The following is a 24083-nucleotide window of genomic DNA, read 5'->3' on the forward strand; positions in this document are numbered from 1 at the left end:
ACCGATAGAATGACCGATACACCCAACATCACCGACTGGCAGGCTCTGGCCGACAAGGAGGTCAAGGGACGCGATCTCACCTGGCAGACGCCGGAAGGGATTGCGGTCAAGCCGCTCTATACGGCGGACGATGTATCGGTCGATCCCGGCCTGCCCGGCTTTGCGCCATTCACGCGCGGGGTGCGCGCCAGCATGTATGCGGGCCGCCCCTGGACGATCCGGCAATATGCCGGTTTCTCCACCGCCGAGGAATCGAATGCCTTTTATCGCCGCAACCTGGCCGCCGGGCAGAAGGGGCTGTCGGTCGCGTTCGACCTGGCAACCCATCGCGGCTATGACAGCGATCATCCACGCGTCACCGGCGATGTCGGCAAGGCGGGCGTCGCCATCGATACCGTCGAGGACATGAAAATCCTGTTCGATGGCATTCCGCTCGATCAGATGTCGGTCAGCATGACGATGAACGGCGCGGTGATCCCGATCCTTGCCTTCTTCATCGTCGCGGGCGAGGAGCAGGGCGTTGACCGCAAGTTGCTCGACGGGACCATCCAGAACGACATTCTCAAGGAGTTCATGGTCCGCAACACGTACATCTATCCGCCAGAACCTTCGATGCGGATCATCTCGGACATTTTCGGCTATACCAGCCGCGAGATGCCCAAGTTCAACAGCATCTCGATCTCCGGCTATCACATGCAGGAGGCTGGCGCGACGCAGGTGCAGGAGCTCGCCTTCACCATCGCCGATGGCATGGAATATGTGAAATACGGCGTCGCCTCGGGCCTCGACATCGACAAGTTCGCCGGACGCCTCTCGTTCTTCTTCGCCATCGGCATGAATTTCTTCATGGAAATCGCCAAGCTGCGCGCCGCGCGCGTGCTGTGGCACCGGGTGATGACCAGGCTCGGTGCGAAGGACGAGCGCTCCAAGATGCTGCGCACCCACTGCCAGACCAGCGGCGTGTCGCTGACCGAGCAGGACCCGTATAACAACGTTATCCGCACCACCATCGAGGCGATGGCCGCGATGCTGGGCGGCACGCAGTCACTGCACACCAACGCGCTCGATGAAGCCATCGCGCTGCCCACCGATTTCTCCGCACGCATCGCCCGCAATACGCAGATCGTCATCCAGGAAGAGACCGGGATGACCAAGGTCGTCGATCCGCTGGGCGGCAGCTATTATATCGAGAGCCTGACGCAGGAACTGGTCGACAAGGCCTGGGAGATCATCGAACGCGTCGAGGCCGAAGGCGGCATGGCCAAGGCGGTCGCGGCGGGTTGGCCCAAGGCGATGATCGAGGAAGCCGCCGCCAGCCGCCAGGCGCGCGTCGACCGCGGCGATGACGTGATCGTGGGCGTAAACAAGTACCGTCTCGCCAACGAGGACCTGCTCGAAACGCTCGAGGTCGACAACGCGAAGGTGCGCGAAGGCCAGGTTGCGCGGATCAACGCGGTCAAGGCCGCGCGTGACGAGGCGGCATGTCAGGCCGCGCTTGATGCCTTGCGCGAGGGCGCCAGGGGCAAGGGCAACCTGCTCGAACTCGCGGTCGAAGCGGCGCGCGCCCGCGCCACGCTGGGCGAGATCAGCGCGGCGATGGAGGATGTCTTCGGCCGCTATGCAACCCGCCCGACCCCGGTGAAGGGCGTATACGCCGCTCCCTACGAGGACGACAGCCGCTGGGCGCAGGTGGTCGATGGCGTCAAGGCCGTGGAGCGTCGCCTGGGGCGCAAACCCAAGCTGCTCGTCGCCAAGATGGGCCAGGACGGACATGATCGCGGCGCGAATGTGATTGCGTCTGCCTTTGGCGATCTTGGCTTCGATGTCGTATCCGGCCCGCTGTTCCAGACGCCGGAGGAAACTGTCGTGCTGGCGCTCGAAACCGGCGTCGACGTCGTCGGCGCGTCCTCTCTTGCCGCCGGGCACAAGACGCTGATCCCCGAGCTGATCCGGGGTCTGAAAGAGGCTGGCCGCAACGACATCAAGGTGATCGCGGGCGGAGTGATTCCGCCGCAGGATTACGACTATCTGCGCGACGCCGGCGTCCAGGGCATTTACGGCCCCGGATCGAATGTGGTCGAGTGTGCAGCGGATGTGCTCCGGCTGCTCGGCCACAACATGCCGCCGCTGCAGGAGGCTGCGGAGTAATGCCAGGGCACACCACCCCCCGTTTGTCCCGAGCGAAGTCGAGGGACCTTGTGCATACGTGTCTCGACTTCGCTCGACACAAACGGATTTAAGGAATGAGACCGATAATGAGAACCGACTGGACCCGCGATGAAATCACCGCGCTGTTCGATCTGCCGTTCAACGACCTGATGTTCGAGGCGCAGAGCGTGCACCGCGCGAACTTCTCGCGCAACGAGGTGCAGCTCTCGACCCTCCTGTCGATCAAGACCGGTGGCTGCCCGGAGGATTGCGGCTATTGCAGCCAGTCCAAGGATGCCGACAGCGGCGTCAAGGCGACCAAGCTGATGGACGTGCAGGCGGTGCTGCAGGCAGCAGCCCAGGCCAAGGACCATGGCTCGGGCCGGTTCTGCATGGGCGCGGCGTGGCGCAACCCCAAGGACAAGGACATCCCCAAGCTTACAGCGATGGTCAAGGGCGTGCGCGAAATGGGCATGGAAACCTGCATGACGCTGGGGATGCTCACCGCTTCGCAGGCTAAGCAACTCGCCGATGCGGGGCTCGATTATTACAACCACAATATCGACACCGCGCCCGAAAATTACGCCAATGTCATCACCACCCGCACCTTCGAGGACCGGATGGAGACGCTTGAGAACGTCCGCTCGGCGGGCATCAACGTGTGCTGCGGCGGCATTGTCGGCATGGGCGAGACGCGCGGCGATCGCATCGGCTTCATCCACGCGCTCGCCACCATGCCGCATCCGGAAAGCGTGCCGATCAATGCGCTGGTCCCGGTCAAGGGTACGGTGCTGGGCGACATGCTCGCCGATACGCCGCTTGCGAAGATCGACGAGATCGAGTTCGTCCGCACCGTAGCCGTCGCGCGCATCACAATGCCGCACTCGATGGTGCGCCTCAGCGCGGGCCGCGAGAGCATGTCCGAAAGCTGCCAGGCCCTGTGCTTCATGGCGGGCGCCAACAGCATCTTTACCGGCGACAAGCTGCTCACCGCGCCCAATGCCGGCGACGACAAGGACAGCGCGCTGCTGGCCAAGCTCGGCATGAAGGCGATGGCCGCGCAGCCGCACGGGCATCTGGAGGCGGCGGAGTAAGCCTCGCATGATCCGCCCGCTCGCCACCCTGATCGGTCTTGCTCTGGCCTGCGCTGCGCCCGCCGCTGCGCAGCCGGTGCCGATCAGCATTGGCGAGACGCACAGGATCGCGTCCAAACCGTTGGCGCAGGATCGGGTGGTAAACGTCTACCTTCCCTCCGGTTATGCGACCTCTGGCAAGAGCTATCCGGTGCTGTACCTGATTGATGGCGGGCTGGATCAGGACTTTCTGCACGTCACCGGAACCAGCGCGCTCGGCGCGCTCTGGGCGCGGTCGCAGGCCGTCATCGTTGTAGGCATCGCGACGCAGAACCGCAGGCGCGAACTGACGGGGCCGACGCAGGATGCGGCGCTGCTCAAGCAATATCCCACCGCTGGCCAATCCGCGTTGTTCCGCGCCTTTATCCGCGATGAAGTCATGCCGTTTGTCGCTGAGAGCTATCGCACCTCAGGCGAAACTGGCGTGATCGGGGAATCGCTCGCCGGACTGTTCATTGTCGAGACCTATCTCGCCGAGCCCGACCTGTTCGATCATTATGCCGCGATCAGCCCCAGCCTATGGTGGGATGACGAGCGTCTCGCCAAGGCGTCAGGCTCGTTTCTCACCAAACCTTCTGCCAAGCCGCACCGGCTGTATCTGACGATCGCCAATGAAGGTCGCGAGATGCAGACCGGGGTCGACCGGCTGGTCGCCGCGCTGGGTGCCAGCAAACGTGCGGACCAGACCTGGTGCTATGCCCCGCGCTCCGACCTGACCCATGCCACCATCTACCACAGCGTCTCGCCCGAGGCGTTGCAGTATCTGTTCCCAACCGGGGTCGAGCAAGACCCGCAAAGTGGATTTGACATAGCATGCCAATCACCAAGATCCTGATCGCAAACCGGGGCGAGATCGCCTGCCGCGTCATCCGCACCGCTCGGCTTATGGGCATCAAGACGGTGGCCGTCTATTCGGACGCCGATGCACGCAGCCCGCATGTCGAGATGGCCGACGAGGCCGTGCATATCGGCCCGTCGCCCGCCGCCCAGTCCTATCTGCTGGCGGACAGGATCATCGAGGCGTGCAAGGCAACCGGCGCGGATGCGGTGCATCCCGGCTATGGATTCCTGTCCGAACGGACCAGCTTTGCCGAAGCGCTGAAGGCTGCCGGCATCACCTTTATCGGCCCGCCCCCGGGCGCGATCGCGGCGATGGGCGACAAGATCGAGTCCAAGAAGCTGGCGCTGCAGGCGGGCGTCAATGTCGTGCCTGGCTTTGTCGGCGAGATCGAGGATACCGAGCACGCGGTGCGCATCGCCAGCGAGATCGGTTATCCGGTAATGATGAAGGCCTCGGCCGGCGGCGGCGGCAAGGGCATGCGCCTGGCCTATAGCGAACAGGACGTGCGCGAGGGCTTCGAGGCCACCAAGCGCGAGGGCCTCAACAGCTTCGGTGACGACCGCGTGTTCATCGAGAAGTTCATCGAACAGCCGCGCCATATCGAGATTCAGGTGCTGGGCGACCAGCATGGCAATATTGTCTATCTGGGCGAGCGCGAATGCTCGATCCAGCGCCGCCACCAGAAGGTGGTGGAAGAAGCGCCATCGCCGTTCGTCAGCCCCGAAATGCGCAGGAAGATGGGCGAGCAGGCGGTCGCACTGGCACGCGCGGTAGGCTATTACAGCGCGGGCACGGTCGAACTGATCGTCTCGGGCGCGGACACCACCGGCGACAGCTTCTACTTTCTCGAGATGAACACCCGGCTTCAGGTCGAGCATCCCGTGACCGAACTCGTCACCGGGCTCGATCTGGTCGAACAGATGATCCGCGTCGCGCAGGGCGAGCCGCTGGCGTTCACGCAGGACGATATCAAGCTGACCGGCTGGGCGGTCGAGAACCGCGTCTATGCCGAAGACCCCTATCGCGGTTTCCTGCCCTCGATCGGTCGTCTGGTGCGCTACAATCCGCCCAAGCAGAAAAAGGGCGTGCGCGTCGATGATGGCGTCGAAGAGGGCGGCGAGGTCTCGATCCATTACGACCCGATGATTGCCAAGCTGATCACCTATGGCGAAACGCGCCTCGACGCGATCGACCGCCAGATCACCGCGATCGACCGGTTCGAGATCGAGGGGCCGGGACACAATCTCGATTTCGTCTCGGCGCTGATGCAGCACGAGCGCTTCCGTTCGGGCAATATCACCACCGGCTTCATCGCCGAGGAATATCCCGACGGCTTCCATGGCGCGCCCGCATCGCCCGAACTGCTCCGCCGCCTTGGCGCGATCGCCGCGTTCATCGCCACGGCAGAGGCGGACCGGGCGCTTCGGATCAGCGACCAGCTCGGCAATCGGCTCACGCCGCCCTCCGAATGGCAGGTGCGCAAGGGCGATATCGTGATGGAGGTCTCGGTCAGCGAGGACGCGATCGTCGTCGATGGCGAGGTGGTCGACATGGCCATGGGCTATACCCCGGGTGATCGGCTGGCCGTGGCTGATTTCGGCGACGAAGAGGAAAGCGACGAACTTGCGGTCAAGGTGCAGCGCACACGCACCGGCCTGGCGCTCACCGCGCGGGGCGCGACGCACACGTTCGAAGTGCTGCCTTCGCATGTCGCCGAGCATGCCCGGCACATGATCGAGAAGGTGCCGCCTGACCTTTCGCGCTTCCTGCTCTGCCCGATGCCGGGACTGCTGGTGAAGCTGCACGTGGCCGAAGGCGACAAGGTGCAGCCCGGCCAGCCGCTGGCGATCGTCGAGGCGATGAAGATGGAGAATATCCTGCGCGCCGAAAAGGCGGCGACAGTCAAGACGATCAGCGCCGCCGAGGGCGACAGCCTGGCGGTCGATGCGGTCATTCTGGAGCTGGAATGATGATCCTGCTGAGCGCCCTCGCCATGGCAGCCAGCGCCCCGCAGCGGATCGACATCACGCCCGAGCTGATCGCGGACCTGCCGCGCCAGGAGGTGACCCTGACGCATCATGACGAGACGCTGCGCTGCGACGGCCCCTTGCTCGCCGATGTGGTGGCCAAGGCAGGCGTTCCGTCGGGCGCATCCGTGCGCGGGCCAGCCTTGCGCACGGCTGTAGTGGCGCGGGCCGCAGACGGCTATTCGGTACTGTTTTCGCTGGGAGAGATCGATCCGCGGCTGGGCAACGGAACGATCATTCTAGCCGATCGTTGCGACGGAAAATCGCTCGATAGCGCAACGGGGCCATATCGGCTTGCCATTCCCGGCGACAAGCGCGGCGCGCGCTCGGTTCGCCAGTTGATTGCGCTGGAAATCCTCGCCATAGACTGACGCCCTGGGGATTGGATGGGGAGAGTGCTGGATGGCCGCAACGGCTGCAGCAGATGGGCAGGAATTCGACGCGAGCCGTGATCGGCTGGTGATCGTCGCGTCCTCGCTCGGTACGGTATTCGAATGGTATGATTTCTTCGTCTACGGGATCCTGGCGACGCTGATCGGCCAGCTGTTCTTCCCGTCTGACAATCCCACCGCGGCCACGCTCGCGTCGCTGGCGATCTTCGGCGCGGGCTTTGGCGTGCGGCCGCTGGGTGCGGTGCTGTTCGGCTATCTCGGGGACAAGGTGGGGCGCAAGTACACGTTCCTCGTCACCATCTCGCTGATGGGCGGAGCGACCGCCTCGATTGGCCTGCTGCCGACCTTTGCCACCGCCGGCGTCTGGGCGGCAGCATTGTTGCTGGTGTTGCGCTGCCTGCAGGGGCTGGCGCTGGGCGGCGAATATGGCGGCGCGGCAATCTATGTCGCCGAGCATGCACCGCCGGGCAAGCGCGGACAATATACCAGCTGGATCCAGGCCTCGGTGGCAGGCGGCTTCCTGCTCGCGGTGATCTGCGTGCTGACGACACGCAAGCTGATGAGCCCTGAGGATTTCAATGCCTGGGGCTGGCGCGTACCGTTCCTGATCTCGATCCTGTTGCTTGCGATCTCGCTCTACATCCGTCTGAAGCTGTCCGAGAGCCCGGTCTTTCAGGCGATGAAGGCCGCCGGGGCGACATCCAAAAACCCGTTCATGGACAGCCTGCGCTATCCCGGAAACATCAAGCGGGTGATGGTCGCACTGTTCGGCGTCGCCGCCGGCCTGACCGTGATCTACTACACCTCGCAATTTGGTACGCTCTATTTCCTCACCGGCACCGCGCGCGTCGCGGAAGAAGATGCGCTGCTCTACATGGCCGCAGGGGCCACGCTCGCTGCTCCGCTCTACGTCTTTTTCGGCTGGCTGTCCGACCGGGTGGGGCGCAAGCGACTGCTGCTGATCGGCTATGGCCTTACGGTGGTGCTGCTGTTCCCGCTGTTTCACCTGATGGCGCAGGCAGCCAACCCAGCGCTCGAGCAGGCGACCAGGACCTCGCCGGTGACGCTCGCCATGCCCGAATGCGCGTTCAATGCGCTGCAGCGAACGCAGACGACCGAATGCGGCAAGGCACTCAATTTCCTCAGCAAGCGCGGAATCAGTTATACCAAGGTCGATGGTGACGCCGTGGCGCTCAGCGTAGGCGGCACGGTCGTGCGCGGCTATGACGAAAAGGCCTATGTCGCCGCACTGGAAAAGGCGGGCTATCCCGACAAGTCCGATCCGGCGTCGCGCCAGCCCTGGCTGATCATCCTGTCGGTCGCCTTGATGGTCGCGCTGTCGGCGATGACCTATGGTCAGGTCGCCGCAATCATGGTCGAGCTGTTCCCGGCCAAGATTCGCTATACCTCGATGTCGATCCCCTATCATATCGGTACCGGCTATTTCGGCGGCTTCCTGCCCTATATCTCGCAATATATCGTCGCGCGTACGGGCGATGCCTATTCGGGGCTGTGGTACACGATCGCGGTTGTCGTGATGGCGTTCACCGTGTCGCTGATCTGGCTGCCGGAAACTTCTGGGCAGGACGATATTGGCTGAGGCCGCTCCGTTGCAGGCGAATATGCGGCTGGTGCTCGATGGTGCAGCGCTGGTCGCCAACTGGCGCGTGCTCGATCGGTTGAGCGGGGCTGCCAGTGCGGGCGCGGCGGTCAAGGCCGATGGCTATGGTCTTGGTGCTGCCGAGGTCGTGAAGCGCTTGTCCGGTGCCGGTTGCCGCGATTTCTTCGTCGCGCACTGGGGCGAGGCGCAGGCTTTGGCTGGGAAGATCGATCCGGCGCGGCTGGCCGTGCTGCACGGGATCGCTCCGGGGGAGGAGGCGGCAGCGCGCGCCGGGCCGGCGGTGCCAGTGCTCAACAGCGCGGAGCAGATCGCCCGATGGCGCGACGCTGACGGCGGGCGCTGTCATGTGATGATCGATACCGGCATGAGCCGACTGGGGCTGGACTGGCGCGACGATGTCGCGGGCCTGTGCGCCGGGCTCGATATCGATCTGTGCATGAGCCATCTGGCCTCGGCGGATGAGAACAGTGCGCAGAACGCTCAGCAACTGGAGCGCTTCGAACAGGTGCGGCATGGTGTGAAGGCGCAACGCTATAGCTTTGCGAACAGCGCAGGGATTGCGCTGGGGAACGCCTATCATTTCGACGCCACTCGGCCCGGCCTGGCGCTTTACGGCGGCGTGCCATGCGATGCGCTGGCTGAGCATATCCGGCCCGTGATGCGGCTGGAGACGCGAATCCTGCAGGTGCGTCATGTTCGCGCGGGTGACAGCATCGGCTATGGCGCGACCTTCGCCGCAGAGCACGACATACGCACCGCGACGCTGGCGCTGGGCTACGCCGATGGCTTCAAGCGAGCCTTGTCGTCGATCGGTGCTTTCCGCTGCGGTGATGCGCGCCTGCCGATCCTGGGACGCGTGTCGATGGACCTGACCTGTATCGATCTCGCGGCAGCTCCCGATCTGGGCGAGGGGGACTGGATCGCCGCCAATCTCCTGCTGCCTGAGGTCCAGGCTGCGACCGGGATCAGCCAGTATGAATGGCTCACCCAGATCGGCCGACGCTTCGACCGCATCTGGGTGGATTGAGCCTTTTTTCCGCTTGCCGTTCTCCGGCGAAAGCCGGAGCCCAGAGGCGGGATTGCGCCATGTCGTTCCTGGATTCCGGCTTCCGCCGGAAAACGCAATGCGATCAGCGCTCCACGGCCAGTGCAATGCCCATGCCGCCGCCGATGCACAGCGTCGCCAGGCCCTTCTTGGCGTCGCGACGGCCCATCTCGTACAGCAGCGTGGTCAGAACACGCGCGCCGCTGGCGCCGATCGGATGGCCGATCGCGATCGCGCCGCCGTTGACGTTCACCTTGTCGGGATCCCAGCCCATTTCCTGCGTCACCGACAGCGCCTGGGCCGCAAAGGCCTCGTTCGATTCGATAAGATCGAGATCCTCGACCTTCCAGCCCGCCTTGGCGAGCGCGCGGCGGCTCGCCGAAACCGGGCCGATGCCCATGATCGAGGGATCGACGCCCATCGAGGCCCAGCTGGCGATCCGCGCGAGCGGGGTGAGGCCGCGCTTGGCCGCATCTTCCTCGCGCATCAGCACCAGCGCGGCAGCGCCGTCGTTCAGGCCGCTGGCATTGGCGGCGGTGACGGTGCCGTCCTTCTTGAACGCGGGCTTGAGACCGGCGACGCTTTCATAGGTCGCGCCGGCGCGGATATATTCGTCCTGGTCGACGACCGTATCGCCCTTGCGGCCCTTGATCGTGACCGGTGCGATCTCGTCGGCAAAGCGACCTTCGGCGCGCCCTGCTTCGGCGAGGTTCTGCGAGCGTACGGCAAAGCGGTCCTGCGCCTCGCGGCTGATCTGGTATTTCTCTGCCAGATTCTCCGCAGTGATGCCCATGTGATACTGGTTGAACACATCGGTGAGGCCATCATAGACCATGGTGTCGACCAGCTTCATGTCGCCCATCTTCTGGCCAGCGCGCAGCATCTGCGCGTGCGGCGACATCGACATGTTTTCCTGACCGCCCGCGATTATGACATCAGCATCGCCATTGGCAATCGACTGGAAGCCGAGCGCGACGGCGCGCAGCCCCGATCCACAGACCTGGTTGACGCCATAAGCCGGGACTTCCTTCGGAATGCCGGCATTGAGCGAAGCCTGACGCGCGGGGTTCTGGCCCTGGGCAGCCGTCAGCACCTGACCAAGGATCACCTCGGAAACCTCTTCCGGCGACAGGCCCGACTGCGCCAGCGCCGCTTCGATCGCGATCCGACCCAGTTCATGCGCGGGCGTGGCAGCATAGGCACCCAGGAAGCTGCCGACAGGGGTGCGCTTGGCGGCGGTGATGACGATGCTCGACATGATGTGCGTTCTCCAATGTCTGGGGAGGTAAGGATCGTGTTGGCTAGATAGAGGGTTCGTGTGACAATATCCACCGCCTCAGCATCGGCCACAGGGTCTTTGGTGCGCTTCCGCCGATGACCATGCCGACATGGCCCGATGCCAGAACCTCGCGATCGGGCGCTTGTGGCGAGCATGCGAGTGGCACGATCGCGTCGCTCGCCGAGGCAAATTCCATTACCGGGCCGCGCACATTGTTGGGGGCTATGTTGACGCCGTCTACCACCCATTCCCCTTTGCCGCTGCGGTCATCGCGATAGAGCTGCTCGAACAGCTGCGCGCCCAGCGCAAAGGGCAGGGGTTCGCCACCATTGGCCCAGTCCTCGACCGCAACAAAACGTCGCGCGGCGGCACTGTCGTCGGGCATTGCGCCGAACTTGAGATATTTCTCCATCAGCTTGTCCGGGGAGAGAGTCCAGAAGCCGTGCTGCATCACCTCCATCGGCACCAGGCCCATCGCCTCGCACGCGGGGCGGTGTTGCTGCCACATCGCAGTCAGTTCTGCCCGGCGCTTCGCAGGATAGCCGCTGAAATGCCAGGGGGCGGCGATCAGCGTCAGGCTGCTTACCTCGATATGGCACGCCGCCGCCATGGCGATCATGCCACCCAGGCAATAGCCGACCAGATGCACCGGGCGATCCATCTGCTGCAGCATCGGCAGCAGTAGACGTGTGGCAAGATGATCAAGATCGTGGTTGCGATGCGCGGGGGTAGTCGTCCCCCAATCGACCAGCGCAGAAGACAGTCCCTGATGGGCCAGCCAGCCAATTAGCGAGCAATCGGCATCCATGTCGAGCACGTTCGGAGCGTTGATCGGAGAGGGTACGAAAACAATCTGCGGTAGCATGGCCGCCGCCGGACCCTCCAGGCCTGCTGCACTGCGCAACATGGCCTTGCCGTGTTGCAGCAAAACTGTCCCGGGACGGCGCAGAAAGCTGCGGTCTGCCCCGGCATAACGATCAAGTGCCTGCAAAAGCTGGACGAGACGCTCGGGATCGTCGGCGAGCTGTTGGCGGGCCAGTGCCAGGAAAAGTGGTAAAGGGCGGGGTGCATGTTGCAGTGCACTATGCTGCGGTGCTACAGTGCCGTGGGACTGAACGGGAGATGCACGCATGGCCAAGTCTGGCACCTCGGATTCGGATGATGTCATCATCATCAAAAAATACGCCAATCGCCGTCTCTACAACACCCGGTCGTCGAGCTACATCACGCTCGACTATCTGGCGAAGCTGACCCGTGAAGGCAAGGATTTCCAGGTTGTCGACGCCAAGACCGGCGACGACATCACGCATAACATCCTGACCCAGATCATCATGGAAGAGGAGTCGAGCGGCCAGCAGATGCTGCCGGTCGGTTTCCTGCGCGAACTCATCTCGATGTACGGCAATTCGATGCAGTCGATGATCCCGCAATATCTCGAAGCCTCGATGGAAGCGTTCCGCAAGAACCAGGAAAAGTTCCACAGCGCGATGGAAGGCAGCATCAAGAACAGCCCGTTCGCCCAGCTGGCCCGCCAGAATCTGGCTATGTTCGAGGCCGCCTCCAGCGCCTTCACCCCGCGCAAGGACAAGCAGGCAGCCACCCCGGCGCCGGCCCCCGCCGGTTCGTCAGAGGACGAGATCGCCGCGCTCAAGGCTCAGTTGTCGGCCATGCAGCGCAAGATCGACGATCTTGTCGACAAGAAATAAGCCGTTCGCGGCCTGGAACGGAAACATGCAATTGCCTGTTGGCTCGCATGAGCCTAGGCACCCGGGCCTATCTTGATTGCAGGACTTGGAATTCACGTGAGCCAGAAGAACGCGCTGCCCGTCACCCGGCAGGAAGATTTTGCCGCCTGGTATCAGGCCGTCATCCAGGAGGCTGATCTCGCCGAGGAATCGGGTGTGCGAGGCTGCATGATCATGCGCCCCTGGGGCTATGGCATCTGGGAACGCATTCAGATGCTGCTCGACCGCAAGATCAAGGAATCGGGCCACGAGAACTGCTATTTCCCGCTGTTCATCCCCTTGAGCTATTTCGCCAAGGAGGCTGAGCATGTCGAGGGCTTTGCCAAGGAAATGGCGGTGGTCACGCATCACCGGCTGAAGATGGAGGACGGCGCGTTGGTCGTCGATCCCGAAGCGAAGCTGGAAGAACCGCTGGTCGTTCGTCCCACCTCGGAAACGGTGATCGGAACCGCCTTCTCGCGCTGGTTGCAGAGCTGGCGCGACCTGCCGATCATGGTCAACCAATGGGCCAATGTCGTGCGCTGGGAAATGCGCACCCGCATGTTCCTGCGCACCTCGGAATTCCTCTGGCAGGAAGGTCATACCGCACACGAGAACGAGACGGATGCGATGGCCGAGACGCTGACCATCCTGCAGATGTACCGCGATTTTGCGCAGGGTCCGCTCGCCATGCCGGTGATCGCGGGCGAGAAGCCCGAGAACGAGCGCTTTCCGGGCGCGGTCGCGACCTATTCGATCGAGGCCATGATGCAGGACGGCAAGGCGTTGCAGGCCGGCACCTCGCATTATCTCGGCCAGAACTTCGCCCACGCGCAGAATATCCGCTTCCAGGACCGCGAAGGGCAGTTTCAGTTCGCGCACACGACGAGCTGGGGCGTTTCAACGCGCCTGGTCGGCGGCGTCATCATGACGCATGGCGATGACGACGGCCTGAAAGTGCCGCCGCAGATCGCGCCGCACCAAATCGTCATCGTGCCCATGCTGCGCGAGACGCCCGAGGACGAGGCGCTGCTCGCCTATTGTGCGAAGATCCGGACTGCGCTGATCGACGCTTCGGCCTTCGGCGAGCCCTTGCGCGTGCTGATCGACAAGAAGCCCGGCAAGGCCGGTCCCAAGCGCTGGGGCTGGGTCAAGAAGGGTGCGCCGATCATCCTCGAGATCGGCGGGCGCGATGCCGCAGGCGAACAGGTGACGATGATCCGCCGCGACTCGCTTTATGGCGAGGATGGCAGGCTTGCCAACCAGGCGATGCACTGGGAATCGTTTGTCGGTCAGGCGCCGGCGCTGCTCGACCAGATTCAGACGCTGATGTTCTGCTCGGCCAAGGCGCGGCTCGATGCCGAAATCCGCGACGACGTGACCGATCTCGAAGGTCTCAAGGCGCATTTCGAGGGCAGCAAATATCCCGGCTGGGTTGCGGTCGACTGGTGCCGTCCGACCGGCGAGGCGCTGGAGAAGGTGGTCGAACAATTGAAGGCGCTGAAGCTCACCATCCGCAACACGCCCGAGGGTTCGGCTCCGGCAAGCACGACCTGCTTCTTCACCGGCGGTCCCGCGGTCGAGCGCGTGCTGCTCGCCCGGGCCTATTGAGCCGGGGGTGGCGGGCGCTCGCTCAGGCAAGGGGAAACCGGATCGCGCGGCAGCGGGCATGCCCAGCCGCGACGATATCCTCAAATTCCTGAGCGAGAGCCAGGATGAGGCGGGCAAGCGCGAAATCGCCAAGCATTTCCGACTAAAGGGCGCGGAGAAGATCGCGCTCAAGGCGCTGCTCAAGGACATGGCCGATGAAGGCCTGATCGACAGCAGCAAGGGCCGCGCCTTCCACAAGATGGGCGGCCTGCCCAAGGTCACCGTGCTCAAGGTGATCGAGGTCGAGGGCCGCGAGCTGATCGCGATCCCCGATAACTGGCAGGCCGAGGGCGTGCCGATGCCGCGCGTGCGCCTGTCCGAGCGTGGGCGTTCCGGCGCGCTCGCAGTAGGTGACCGGGTGCTCGCGCGCACCGAAGAGGCGGGCAGCGGCTATCGCGCCTTCGTCATGAAGAAGCTCCAGCGCGCGAGCGAGCAGCTGCTCGGCGTGGTCGAGAAAGGCGAGGGCCGCAAATTGTGGCTCAAGCCCGTCGACAAGCGCATCCGCCGCATGGTGCCGATATCCGATGCGGGCAATGCCGAGCCGGGCCAGCTGGTGCTCGCCGAGCAGCATGGCCAGCGCGACCGGGTGAGCGCGAAGGTCACCGAAGTCCTCGGCGAGCCGTTCGCCCCGCGCTCGTTCAGCCTGATCGCGATCCACAAATACGGCATACCGCACGATTTTCCGCCCGAGGCAATCGCAGAGGCAGAACGGGCCGCCAAGCTGCCCTTGTCCGCCGATCATCGCGAGGACCTGAGGCACATTCCCATCGTCGCGATCGATCCGGTCGATGCGCGCGATCATGACGATGCGATCTGGGCGACGCCCGATGACGATCCGGCGAACGAAGGCGGTTTCCTAGCGATCGTCGCGATTGCTGATGTGAGCTTCTATGTCCGCCCCGGCGGCGCGATTGATCGCTCGGCGCGCAAACGGGGCAACAGCGTATATTTCCCCGATCGCGTGGTCCCGATGCTGCCCGAGGTCCTTTCGGCGGACATGTGTTCGCTGAAAGCGGGGCAGGACCGCGCAGCGATGGTCTGCCACTTGGTCATCGACAAGACGGGCAAGCTCAAAAGCTGGCGCTTTACCCGCGCGCTGGTGCGCCTCGCGGCCAATATCGCCTATGAGGACGCGCAGGCGGCGATCGATGGAGCGAAGCCGCATGACCTGACCGAAAATGTGCTCAGCCCCCTCTGGGCCTGCTGGAAGTTGCTGTTCAAGGCCCGCGAGGCGCGTGAGCCGCTCGACCTCGATCTGCCCGAGCGGCGGATCGTGCTTGATGAGGCAGGGCGCATCGTCAGCGTTGCGGTGCGCGAACGGCTCGATGCGCACCGGCTGGTCGAGGATTTCATGATCGCCGCCAATGTCGCCGCCGCCAAGGCGCTGGAGGCGAAAAAGGCACCCGTCGTGTACCGCGTTCATGAACCCCCCTCGCGCGAGAAGCTGGTCGCGCTGAAGGATTATCTCGGCACGTTCGATATCAGCTTCGCACTGGGTCAGGTGGTGCGGCCCGCAACCTTTAACGGCATCCTCGCCAAGGTCACCGACGAGACCGTCAAGCCGCTGGTGATGGAGCAGGTGCTGCGTAGCCAGACACAGGCCTATTATGGTCCGCGCAACATGGGTCATTTCGGTCTGTCCCTCGCCTCTTATGGGCATTTCACAAGCCCGATCCGCCGCTATGCCGATCTGTTGCTGCACCGCGCGCTGGTCGACGCCCATGGCCTGGAACAGCCGCCCGCACCAAAGCTCGACCTGCCGCCGACCACTGGCCTTGCCGAGCACGATGCTGCCTCGCTCGACCGCATCTGCGAGCTGATCAGCGGCTTCGAGCGGCGCGCGATGGAGGCCGAGCGCGAAACCGTCGATCGCTATGTCGCGGCGTTCCTTTCCACCAAGGTCGGCGAGATTCACAAGGTCCGCATCACGGGCGTCCAGAGCTTCGGCTTTTTTGCGACGATCGAGGAATTCGGCGGCGACGGTCTGGTTCCAGTCTCGACCCTGGGCGCGGAGCGCTTCTGGTATGACGAGGCATCACAGACGCTGACCGGTGAAAGCAGCGGCGAGCGCTATGCGGTGGGACAGCGGCTCGAACTTCGGCTTGCCGAGGCCGATCCGGTCACTGGTGCGATCAAGTTCGAGCTGCCCGAGGGCGGAAACTACATGCCAGGCCCGCCGCCTCGGGGAAAAGGTCCCGGCCATCGCCCTGGCGGTCGCCCACCGATCAAGCGGCGCGGACGCCCTGCCAATATCCGACACCAGAGCCGCTGAGCGGATCAGGACATCCGGTCGATTTCCTCGTCGGAAAGCCCGCCAGGCACGATGGTGACCGGGCAGGGCAGGGCGCCTGCATCGGCTCCGGCAAAATGGGTGATCAGCGGGCCCGGTGCGCCAGTCGCAGCGGCTCCCAGCACCAGCATGGCGAGATCTGGGCATTCCTGCATATAATTGCGAATCTCTTTGGTGGCATCGCCCATGCGCACGGTGATCATCGGGCGCTGGCCCATGTCCTCGAACAACGCACCAGCGGCATCGGTGACCAGAGCCTCCGCGCGGCTGCGGGCCTCATCCTCGATCGTAGCCTGCACGCCGCCCCAGGCGACGAAATCCTGTTTGGGCACCAGCGCCAGAATATGCACCTGCCCGCCGGTATGCTGCGCGCGGCGTGAGGCGAAGCGCAGCGCGGTCAGCGCCTCGCTCGTCTCATCCATGATGACCAGATATACCCGCATTTCTTTGCTGCCCCGTTTGCTGCGCGGCAGACTGCGCCAAAATGATAGGTGTGGCAAGGGTCTGCCCCCTTGACCCTACGGCTTGAAGCGTCGAGAACGGCGCCGGTCACTGAATCGGGGGAAAAACACCCAATGCCTATCAATCTGAAAATGCCCGCCCTCTCGCCGACGATGGAGGAAGGCACATTGGCCAAATGGCTGGTCAAGGAGGGCGATACGGTCGCATCCGGCGACTTGCTGGCCGAGATCGAAACCGACAAGGCAACCATGGAATTCGAGGCGGTGGACGAAGGCGTGGTCGCCAAGATCCTTATCCCCGCTGGCACTGACAATGTGAAGGTGGGCGAGGTCATCGCGATCATCGCGGGTGAGGGCGAAGACGTGAGCGATGTGCCGGCTGCTGCGGCACCCGCACCGGCACCGACGCCTGCTCCCGCCCCCGAAGCCAAAGTTGAGGGTGCTCCTGCTCCTGCTCCTGCTCCTGCGCCCAGCCCTGCACCGGCTGCTGCATCGAGCGACGATCGCATCAAGGCCAGCCCGCTCGCCAAGCGCATTGCCGCGGCCAAGGGCATCGATCTTGCGACTGTCAAGGGCACCGGCCCCGGTGGCCGCATTGTCAAGGCCGATGTCGAGGACGCCAGGCCCGGACAGGCCAGCGCGGGTGCCTCGCAGGCCGCCGCCGCTCCTGCCGCCAGTGCGCCGACGCCTGCGCCCGCTGCTGCGCCCGCACCGTTCACCACCGATATTCCGCACGAGGCGAGCAAGCTCTCCAACATGCGCAAGACGATCGCGCGCCGCCTGACCGAGGCGAAGCAGACGATCCCGCACATCTATCTCACCGTCGATGTTCAGCTCGACAAGCTGCTCAAGCTGCGCGCCGAGCTCAACAAGGCGCTGGAAGCGCAAGGCGTGAAGCTGTCGGTCAACGACCTGCTGATCAAGGCGCTCGCCAAGAGCCTGATCCAGGTTCCCAAGTGCAACGTCACCTTCGCGGGCGACCAGCTCATCAGCTACAGCCGAGCCGACATTTCGGTTGCAGTCAGCACGCCTGCGGGCCTGATCACCCCGATCATCGTGGGCGCGGAAACCAAGGCCGTCGGCGCGATCTCGACGGAGATGAAGGAACTGGCCGGACGCGCCAAGGACGGCAAGCTCCAGCCGCACGAATATCAGGGCGGCACCGCCAGCCTTTCGAACATGGGCATGTTCGGCATCAAGCATTTCGAGGCGGTCATCAACCCGCCCCAGGGCATGATCATGGCGATCGGCGCGGGCGAGAAGCGACCCTATATCGTGGATGACGCGCTTGGCATCGCTACCGTCATGAGCGCCACCGGTAGCTTCGACCACCGCGCCATCGACGGCGCCGATGGCGCGCAACTGATGGCGGCGTTCAAGGAGCTGTGCGAAAACCCGCTGGGGATGCTGGCTTAGTTGAATTCGCAGATTGAGTCCGGCCTGATAGCCCCTCTCCCCTTGCGGGAGAGGGGTTGGGGAGAGGGGGATGCGAGACAGGCGCAATACTGGCCAACGCCATTTCCTCCGTGCCCGTGCGAAGGCCATGCGCAGTGAACCGACCGATGCGGAACTCAAGCTCTGGCAGATTCTCCGCGGCAAACGCCTGTCAGGTTACAAGTTCAAGCGCCAGGTTCGGATTGATCGCTACATTGCGGATTTTGTGTGCTTCCAGCACCGCCTGATCATCGAAGCGGACGGCTCTCAGCATGTGGAGAGCGAGCACGACATCAGACGCGATGCTTATCTGCGAGATCAGGGCTTTCAGGTCATGCGGTTCTCGAACTATGACATTCTCACCAACGATGAAGGTGTGGGCGAGATGATTTTGGCAATGCTTCTGAAAAATGAGGTTGGCGCAGGCCCCCTCTCCCCAACCCCTCTCCCGCAAGGGGAGAGGGGCCATAATGGCGCTGACGGCACTGCAATATGACCATCCTCACCTTCCTCCTCCGCCGCTTGCTCCTCCCCACCTGCATCGCGACGCTCGCCAGCCGGTTCGTGTTCACGCTGTTCCAGGAAGGCTCGGCGGACCTCGGCGACATGTTCGTCGGTACCGAGGATGCCTATTACACTTTCATCATGGTGTTTGCCGTGCTGCTCTGCATGACTGCGGTCGCCTGTGCGCTCGATCGCAGCCGCGCGCCTTCGTGGCTGCGCGTGCCGCTGCTGCTTGGCGTGGCGGCGGAGAGCGGTTTTCTGCTCGTGCTGTGGCTGACCGAAGTGGTCGCCTATGCCGAGCTCGCCTATGCGCCTGCGGTCGCGGCGGGCCTGGTGTGGATGCTGTGCAATCTCGACCTGCTCAAGCGCGGCCCGAAAAAGATTTCCTCCCCCTCCGACGGCCCGTCTGCGGGCCTGTCACCCAACTAAGAACCGGAAAGAAAGAGACCGCCCATGGCTGAAACATTCGACCTCATCGTGTTGGGCTCGGGCCCTGGTGGCTATGTCAGCGCGATCCGCGCGGCGCAGCTCGGCCTGAAAACCGCGATCGTCGAGCGCGAGCGGCTGGGCGGCATATGCCTCAACTGGGGCTGCATCCCCACAAAGGCGCTGCTGCGCACCTCGGAAATCTTCCATTACATGAGCCATGCGGGCAACTACGGCCTCACCGCCGAGAAAGTGGGCTTCGAGCTCGAGAAGATCGTCGCGCGCAGCCGCGCGGTCTCGGGCCAGCTCAATGCGGGCGTCAAGGGCCTGATGAAGAAGAACAAGATCACCGTGGTCGAAGGCACCGGCAAGCTGACCGGCAAGGGCAGGATGACCGTGACCCAGGGTGATCAGGTGCGCGAACTGGAGGCCAAGGAGATCATCGTCGCGACCGGCGCGCGAGCGCGCGACCTGCCGTTCGCCAAGGCCGATGGCAAGACAATCTGGACCTATCGCCACGCGATGACCCCGACCGAAATGCCCAGCAAGCTGCTGGTCATCGGTTCGGGCGCGATCGGCGTCGAGTTCGCCAGCTTCTATAGCGACATGGGCGCGGAGGTCACCATCGTCGAGATGCTCGATCGCATCCTGCCGGTGGAGGACGCCGATGTCAGCACGTTCATGGAAAAGGCGCTGAAGAAGCAGGGCATGAACATCCTCACCGGCGCGGGCGTCGAGGCGCTGACTAGCGACGGCAAAGGTGTGAAGGCCAAGATCAAGACGAAGGACGGCAAGAGCGAGGAGCACAGCTTCAGCCATGCGATCGTTGCGATCGGCATCGTTCCCAATACCGAGGATATCGGGCTGGAAGCGCTCGGCGTGAAGACCGAACGCGGCCATATCGTCGTCGACGGCTTCGGCCAGACCAATGTGCCGGGCATCCGCGCGATCGGCGATGTCACCGGCCCGCCCTGGCTGGCGCACAAGGCGAGCCATGAGGGCATCATCGCGGTCGAACATATCGCGGGCAAGAACCCGCATCCGTTCGAGACCTGGAACATCCCCGGCTGCACCTATTCGCGCCCGCAGGTCGCCAGCGTCGGCCTCACCGAAGCGAAGGCCAAGGAAGCGGGCCACGAGGTCAAGGTCGGCAATTTCCCCTTTATCGGCAACGGCAAGGCGATCGCGCTGGGCGAGGCCGAGGGCTTCATCAAGACCGTGTTCGACGCCAGGACCGGCGAACTGCTGGGCGCGCACATGATCGGCGCGGAAGTGACCGAACTGATCCAGGGCTATGTCATCGCCCGCCAGCTCGAGACGACCGAGGAAGAGCTGATGCACACGGTCTTCGCGCACCCGACGCTGAGCGAGATGATGCACGAAGGCGTGTTGTCCGCTTATGGGCGGGCGATCCATTTTTGACCCTGGCAAAGACGGTGCGCTGCCCGCGCGGCGCACCATCTTTTGTCACCTCACCCCACCGTAACCCCCACCACGACCCACTTACCACCCTCGCGATCTAGCGTCACCGTTTCCACCGCCTCGGCCTTGTTCGCATAAACCGTGCGGAACTTGACGACCTCGTAACCGGCGGGCGGGGCGGGGAGGTTTTCCTGGCTCAGCAGCGTGCGCGAGAGCGCCTTGCCGTGGCGGGCGTGGACCTGTTCGGACACGTCGGTCCAGACCTGAAGTGTATTGAGCTTGCGGAACGCGCTGCCAGTAGCGGCGTAGCTTTCCTCCCATTTCTTCGCTTCGACTAGCGCAAGGAACTGGCGGGCGGCATCCACCACCTGCTGGTTGGTCGCCTGTTCGCCAACCTGTGCGGAAGCGTCGGCGCTGGCGGTGGTTGCGGTCATCAGGGGCAGGGCGGCAAAGGCCATCAGGCCAAGGGCGAGGGTCATGGCAAAAGCTCCTATCATCAGGGCGGAACGCCGGGCTGGCGCGCCGACGCCGGGTTGCGGCGTGGAGCCCTGATCGCCCCTTGCGGCTGGCAAGGCTTCCCCGATTTCCCTGTCCCCAAGACTTTGGGGGGGTGTAGCGCCTTCCGCCTGGTGCAGCAGGCGCGCGGCCTCACGGCTGCTCGACACCGCCATCTTGCGCCGCGCCTCGCGCAGCCGCTCGTTGATCGTGTGCACCGAAAGGTCGAGTTCGCGCGCGATCGACTTGGCGTCATGCCCGCTTACGATCAGGCGCAGCGTCTGCTTTTCCTTTTCGGTCAGCGACCAGAGCGCAGGGGAGGCGGGGTTGCTCATGACCCCGTCAATCTAGGCCGCACACCCAAGGCCAGCCACCCCAAATAATTTGTAGGCGCATGGCGGCACGCGGTTTTGCTTGCCAGCAGGTGCAACGCGCTGCAATTCATGGCGAAAGTTCGATCAGGCAGCGCCAGCGACCGGCGCGGTGAAGGGGGTTCAGCATGAAAACACTGGCTTTAGTTTCGGTAATTGCGCTCGCGCTCGGCATGGCACCGGCGGCAATCGCGCAGGATGCGCCGCAGCGTACCGTCATCACCGCCGCCAAAATGGTCGATGTCGTCACCGGCAAGGTCACCGAGTACCCCGCGATCTTCACCGAGAACGGTCGCATCACCTCCATTGCCGATGCGCGCACCGTGCGATGGGGGGCGGACGTCCAGCACATCGACCTTTCGGGCAAGACCCTGCTGCCCGGATTGATCGACATGCACGTCCATCTGGACAGCTCGCCCACTTATGGAGGCTATAACAACCTGCAGTTCACCGACCGGTTCTGGAGCTTCGTCGCCGCGTCGAATGCCCGCGCGATGCTCGAAGCCGGGTTCACCACCGTCCGCAATGTCGGGTCGGAGGGCTATAACGATGTCGCGCTCAAGCAGGCGATCGGCGAGGGCTGGGCTGTCGGGCCGCGCATCGTGCCGGCTGCGCACGCGCTCGGAGCAACCGGTGGGCATTGCGACCAGACCTATCTGCCGCCCTCGTTCGCAGCGAAATCGCCCGCGGTCGGCGATGGCCCGACCGAGCTGCGCCAGAAGGTGCGCGAGCAGCGCAAATATGGGGCTGAGGTGATCAAGGTCTGCGCCACCGGAGGCGTATTCTCGCGCAACACCGAGCCGGGCCAGCAGCAGCTTTCCGAAGAGGAATTGCGCGCGATTGCCGACGAGGCGCATCAATGGGGCCTGCGCGTGGCGGCTCATGCGCATGGCGCGGCAGGGATCAAGGCCGCAATCCGCGCCGGTATCGACACGATCGAGCATGCCAGCCTGGTCGATGACGAAGGCATTCGTCTGGCTGCAGAGCGCAAGCAGCCGGTGTGGTTCTCGATGGACATTTTCAACACCGATTACACCCAGGCCGAAGGCGCGAAGAATGGCGTGATGGAAGACAATCTGCGCAAGGACCGCGAAGTGGCGCAGATCCAGCGCGACAATTTCCGCAAGGCGCACCGGGCGGGCGTGAAGATGGTGTTCGGTAGCGATGCCGGGGTCATGCCGCATGCGACCGCCGGAGGTCAGTTCAAGGTCATGGTGGACTATGGCATGACCCCGCTTGAGGCGATCCGTGCTGCGACGCTGAATGCGGCCGAAGCGCTCGGCAAGGCGCAGGAAGTGGGGGCAATCGCTCCAGGCCGCTATGCCGATATCATCGCGGTCGATGGCGACCCGCTGGCCGATGTACGCGAGCTCGAAAACGTCGATGCGGTGGTGCAGGGCGGTGTTCGAATTCGCTGAGATTATGCGGTAAATTGCCGCAACACTGACGCAAATCCGCTTCCACGCCTGCAAGCGGAGTGCTAATTGCTGCGCACAATCTGCTTTCTGGGGAGAAGAGCATGAGTCTCACTGCGATGATCGCCATGGCAATGACCATGGTTGCTGCGGATCCGGTCGACACCGCCCGCAAGGAGTTCAACGACTGCCTGGTCAAGTTCACCAACGAGAGCCTGGATGCCAAGAAGCCGCAGTCCGATTTCACCAAGGAATCGGCGACGGCTTGCCCTGCGGAAAAGGCGAAGCTGGTCGAGCTGATGGTCAAGGCCGAGATGCAATATGGCGGCAAGAAAGACGAGGCCGAAAGCTACGCCAATGATGAAACCCAGATGATCATCGACAGCTATGTCGGCAGCTATGGGGACTTCATGGCGAGCAACACGCGGCACGGCAAGTAACCCGCTCGCGGCGCCCGGTGCGGACGCTCTACCCGCCGATCGAGCCCTATGCCAGCGGCATGCTGGATACCGGCGATGGTCACCAGATCTATTGGGAGCGGGTCGGCACACCGGGCGCAAAGCCTGCCGTGTTCCTGCACGGTGGGCCGGGCGGAGGCTGTTCGCCCGATCACCGGCGGCTTTTCGACCCTGCGCTGTACGACGTCCTGCTGTTCGACCAGCGCGGCTGCGGGCGATCGACACCGCATGCGTCGCTGGAGGCCAACACCACCTGGCATCTGGTCGCAGATATCGAGCGCCTGCGCGAAATGGTCGGGCCGAGCGACTGGCTGGTCTTCGGCGGGTCCTGGGGATCGACCCTCGCGCTCGCTTATGCGCAAACGCATCAGGACCGTGTTTCGCAGCTCGTGCTGCGCGGAATCTACACCTGCACCAAAGCCGAGCTTGACTGGTTCTACCAGTTCGGCGTCTCGCAGATGTTTCCCGACAAATGGGAGCGATTCACCGCGCTGATCCCCGTGAACGAGCGCGGCGACATGCTGGCCGCCTATCACAAGCGGCTGACCGGTGACGACCCGGATTTGCAGGTCAGGGCTGCGCGCGCCTGGAGCCTGTACGAGGGCGAAACCGTAACGCTGCTGCCCGATCCGCGCCTTACCGAGCAGCATGACGATGGCCATTATGCGCTCGCCTTTGCGCGCATCGAGACGCACTATTTCGTGCATGGCTGCTGGCTGGAGCCGGATCAGCTTTTGCGTAATGCCCATCGACTGAGCGGCACTCCCGGGACAATCGTGCACGGGCGCTACGACATGCCATGCCCCGCGCATTATGCCTGGGCGCTGCACAAGGCTTTGCCGCACATGGACTTTCACCTGATCGAGGGCGCAGGCCATGCCTATTCGGAGCCCGGCATCCTCGATCAGCTGATTGCCGCAACGGATCGCTACGCGGGCAAGACCTGA

At 63.9% G+C, this 24083-nt stretch carries 21 protein-coding genes; 17 read left to right on the plus strand and 4 right to left on the minus strand.

From position 1 onward, the window contains the following. The first annotated feature begins 9 nt into the window (after window positions 1-9). The 7 genes from scpA to alr all read left to right on the plus strand — a co-directional run bounded on the left by scpA (window position 10) and on the right by alr (window position 9189). Window positions 10-2148 (plus strand): methylmalonyl-CoA mutase, encoded by a 2139-nt coding sequence (scpA, locus tag C7451_RS17250; protein ID WP_110300140.1) that lies wholly within the window; start codon window positions 10-12, stop codon window positions 2146-2148. A gap of 107 nt (window positions 2149-2255) precedes the next feature. After that, window positions 2256-3242, plus strand: a complete 987-nt coding sequence (gene bioB, locus C7451_RS17255) for a biotin synthase BioB (protein WP_110300141.1) — start codon at window positions 2256-2258, stop codon at window positions 3240-3242. Between the two features lie 7 nt (window positions 3243-3249). Beyond that, the gene (locus C7451_RS17260; RefSeq protein WP_110300142.1) at window positions 3250-4116 is read left to right on the plus strand and encodes an alpha/beta hydrolase; all 867 of its coding nucleotides are present in this window, start codon (window positions 3250-3252) and stop codon (window positions 4114-4116) included. Then, the gene (locus C7451_RS17265) at window positions 4095-6092 is read left to right on the plus strand and encodes an acetyl-CoA carboxylase biotin carboxylase subunit (RefSeq protein WP_110300143.1); all 1998 of its coding nucleotides are present in this window, start codon (window positions 4095-4097) and stop codon (window positions 6090-6092) included. Before C7451_RS17260 ends, C7451_RS17265 begins: the two co-directional genes overlap by 22 nt. Next, entirely contained in the window at window positions 6089-6520 is a 432-nt protein-coding gene (locus C7451_RS17270; RefSeq protein ID WP_110300144.1) for a molybdopterin-binding protein, read from the plus strand. The genes C7451_RS17265 and C7451_RS17270 overlap by 4 nt, the downstream gene beginning before the upstream one ends. Window positions 6521-6551: 31 nt before the next feature. Next, window positions 6552-8141 carry an MFS transporter gene (locus tag C7451_RS17275; RefSeq protein WP_110300145.1) on the plus strand — a complete coding sequence of 530 codons (1590 nt, stop codon included), beginning with the start codon at window positions 6552-6554 and terminating at the stop codon, window positions 8139-8141. Window positions 8142-8163: 22 nt separating this feature from the next. Next, complete coding sequence (gene alr, locus C7451_RS17280) at window positions 8164-9189, plus strand: alanine racemase (RefSeq protein ID WP_110300146.1); 1026 nt, start codon at window positions 8164-8166, stop codon at window positions 9187-9189. A 103-nt stretch (window positions 9190-9292) separates the two neighbouring features. On the opposite strand, the gene C7451_RS17285 is transcribed toward alr, so the two are convergent. Together C7451_RS17285 and C7451_RS17290 are read right to left on the minus strand one after the other, a co-directional pair. Further along, the gene (locus C7451_RS17285; protein WP_110300147.1) at window positions 9293-10465 is read right to left on the minus strand and encodes an acetyl-CoA C-acetyltransferase; all 1173 of its coding nucleotides are present in this window, start codon (window positions 10463-10465) and stop codon (window positions 9293-9295) included. A 43-nt stretch (window positions 10466-10508) separates the two neighbouring features. Further along, window positions 10509-11393, minus strand: a complete 885-nt coding sequence (locus C7451_RS17290; protein ID WP_167398598.1) for an alpha/beta fold hydrolase — start codon at window positions 11391-11393, stop codon at window positions 10509-10511. A 223-nt stretch (window positions 11394-11616) separates the two neighbouring features. On the opposite strand from C7451_RS17290, the gene phaR reads away from it, so the two are divergent. The 3 genes from phaR to rnr all read left to right on the plus strand — a co-directional run bounded on the left by phaR (window position 11617) and on the right by rnr (window position 16132). Further along, window positions 11617-12192, plus strand: a complete 576-nt coding sequence (gene phaR / locus C7451_RS17295; protein ID WP_110300148.1) for a polyhydroxyalkanoate synthesis repressor PhaR — start codon at window positions 11617-11619, stop codon at window positions 12190-12192. A gap of 96 nt (window positions 12193-12288) precedes the next feature. After that, on the plus strand, window positions 12289-13821 hold the full coding sequence (gene proS / locus C7451_RS17300; protein ID WP_110300149.1) for a proline--tRNA ligase: 1533 nt from the start codon (window positions 12289-12291) through the stop codon (window positions 13819-13821). Between the two features lie 58 nt (window positions 13822-13879). Next, window positions 13880-16132 carry a ribonuclease R gene (gene rnr, locus C7451_RS17305; protein WP_110300182.1) on the plus strand — a complete coding sequence of 751 codons (2253 nt, stop codon included), beginning with the start codon at window positions 13880-13882 and terminating at the stop codon, window positions 16130-16132. A gap of 5 nt (window positions 16133-16137) precedes the next feature. Here rnr and C7451_RS17310 read toward each other — a convergent pair whose 3' ends face one another. Further along, the gene (locus tag C7451_RS17310) at window positions 16138-16593 is read right to left on the minus strand and encodes a universal stress protein (RefSeq protein WP_110300150.1); all 456 of its coding nucleotides are present in this window, start codon (window positions 16591-16593) and stop codon (window positions 16138-16140) included. Between the two features lie 132 nt (window positions 16594-16725). Here C7451_RS17310 and C7451_RS17315 point away from each other — a divergent pair, with 132 nt between their 5' ends. From C7451_RS17315 to lpdA, 4 genes are all read left to right on the plus strand, one after another. Next, window positions 16726-18027 (plus strand): pyruvate dehydrogenase complex dihydrolipoamide acetyltransferase, encoded by a 1302-nt coding sequence (locus tag C7451_RS17315; protein WP_110300151.1) that lies wholly within the window; start codon window positions 16726-16728, stop codon window positions 18025-18027. Window positions 18028-18097: 70 nt separating this feature from the next. Further along, window positions 18098-18541 (plus strand): endonuclease domain-containing protein, encoded by a 444-nt coding sequence (locus tag C7451_RS17320; RefSeq protein ID WP_110300152.1) that lies wholly within the window; start codon window positions 18098-18100, stop codon window positions 18539-18541. Beyond that, window positions 18538-18978: a hypothetical protein gene (locus C7451_RS17325; protein ID WP_110300153.1), complete on the plus strand. Its 441-nt coding sequence runs from the start codon at window positions 18538-18540 to the stop codon at window positions 18976-18978. The genes C7451_RS17320 and C7451_RS17325 overlap by 4 nt, the downstream gene beginning before the upstream one ends. A gap of 24 nt (window positions 18979-19002) precedes the next feature. Then, a complete protein-coding gene (gene lpdA / locus C7451_RS17330; protein ID WP_110300154.1) occupies window positions 19003-20397 on the plus strand; it encodes a dihydrolipoyl dehydrogenase in 1395 nt (464 codons plus the stop codon). A gap of 50 nt (window positions 20398-20447) precedes the next feature. On the opposite strand, the gene C7451_RS17335 is transcribed toward lpdA, so the two are convergent. Beyond that, window positions 20448-21227, minus strand: coding sequence for a helix-turn-helix domain-containing protein (locus C7451_RS17335; RefSeq protein ID WP_110300155.1), 780 nt, complete (start codon window positions 21225-21227; stop codon window positions 20448-20450). 164 nt (window positions 21228-21391) lie between these two features. On the opposite strand from C7451_RS17335, the gene C7451_RS17340 reads away from it, so the two are divergent. From C7451_RS17340 to pip, 3 genes are all read left to right on the plus strand, one after another. Then, a complete protein-coding gene (locus C7451_RS17340) occupies window positions 21392-22681 on the plus strand; it encodes a Xaa-Pro dipeptidase (protein WP_110300156.1) in 1290 nt (429 codons plus the stop codon). Between the two features lie 101 nt (window positions 22682-22782). After that, a complete protein-coding gene (locus tag C7451_RS17345) occupies window positions 22783-23118 on the plus strand; it encodes a hypothetical protein (protein ID WP_146215401.1) in 336 nt (111 codons plus the stop codon). Between the two features lie 17 nt (window positions 23119-23135). Then, window positions 23136-24083, plus strand: coding sequence for a prolyl aminopeptidase (pip, locus tag C7451_RS17350; RefSeq protein ID WP_110300158.1), 948 nt, complete (start codon window positions 23136-23138; stop codon window positions 24081-24083).

Origin of the sequence: Blastomonas natatoria (genome assembly GCF_003201955.1) — a bacterium.
GTDB classification, from domain to species: Bacteria; Pseudomonadota; Alphaproteobacteria; order Sphingomonadales; family Sphingomonadaceae; genus Blastomonas; species Blastomonas natatoria.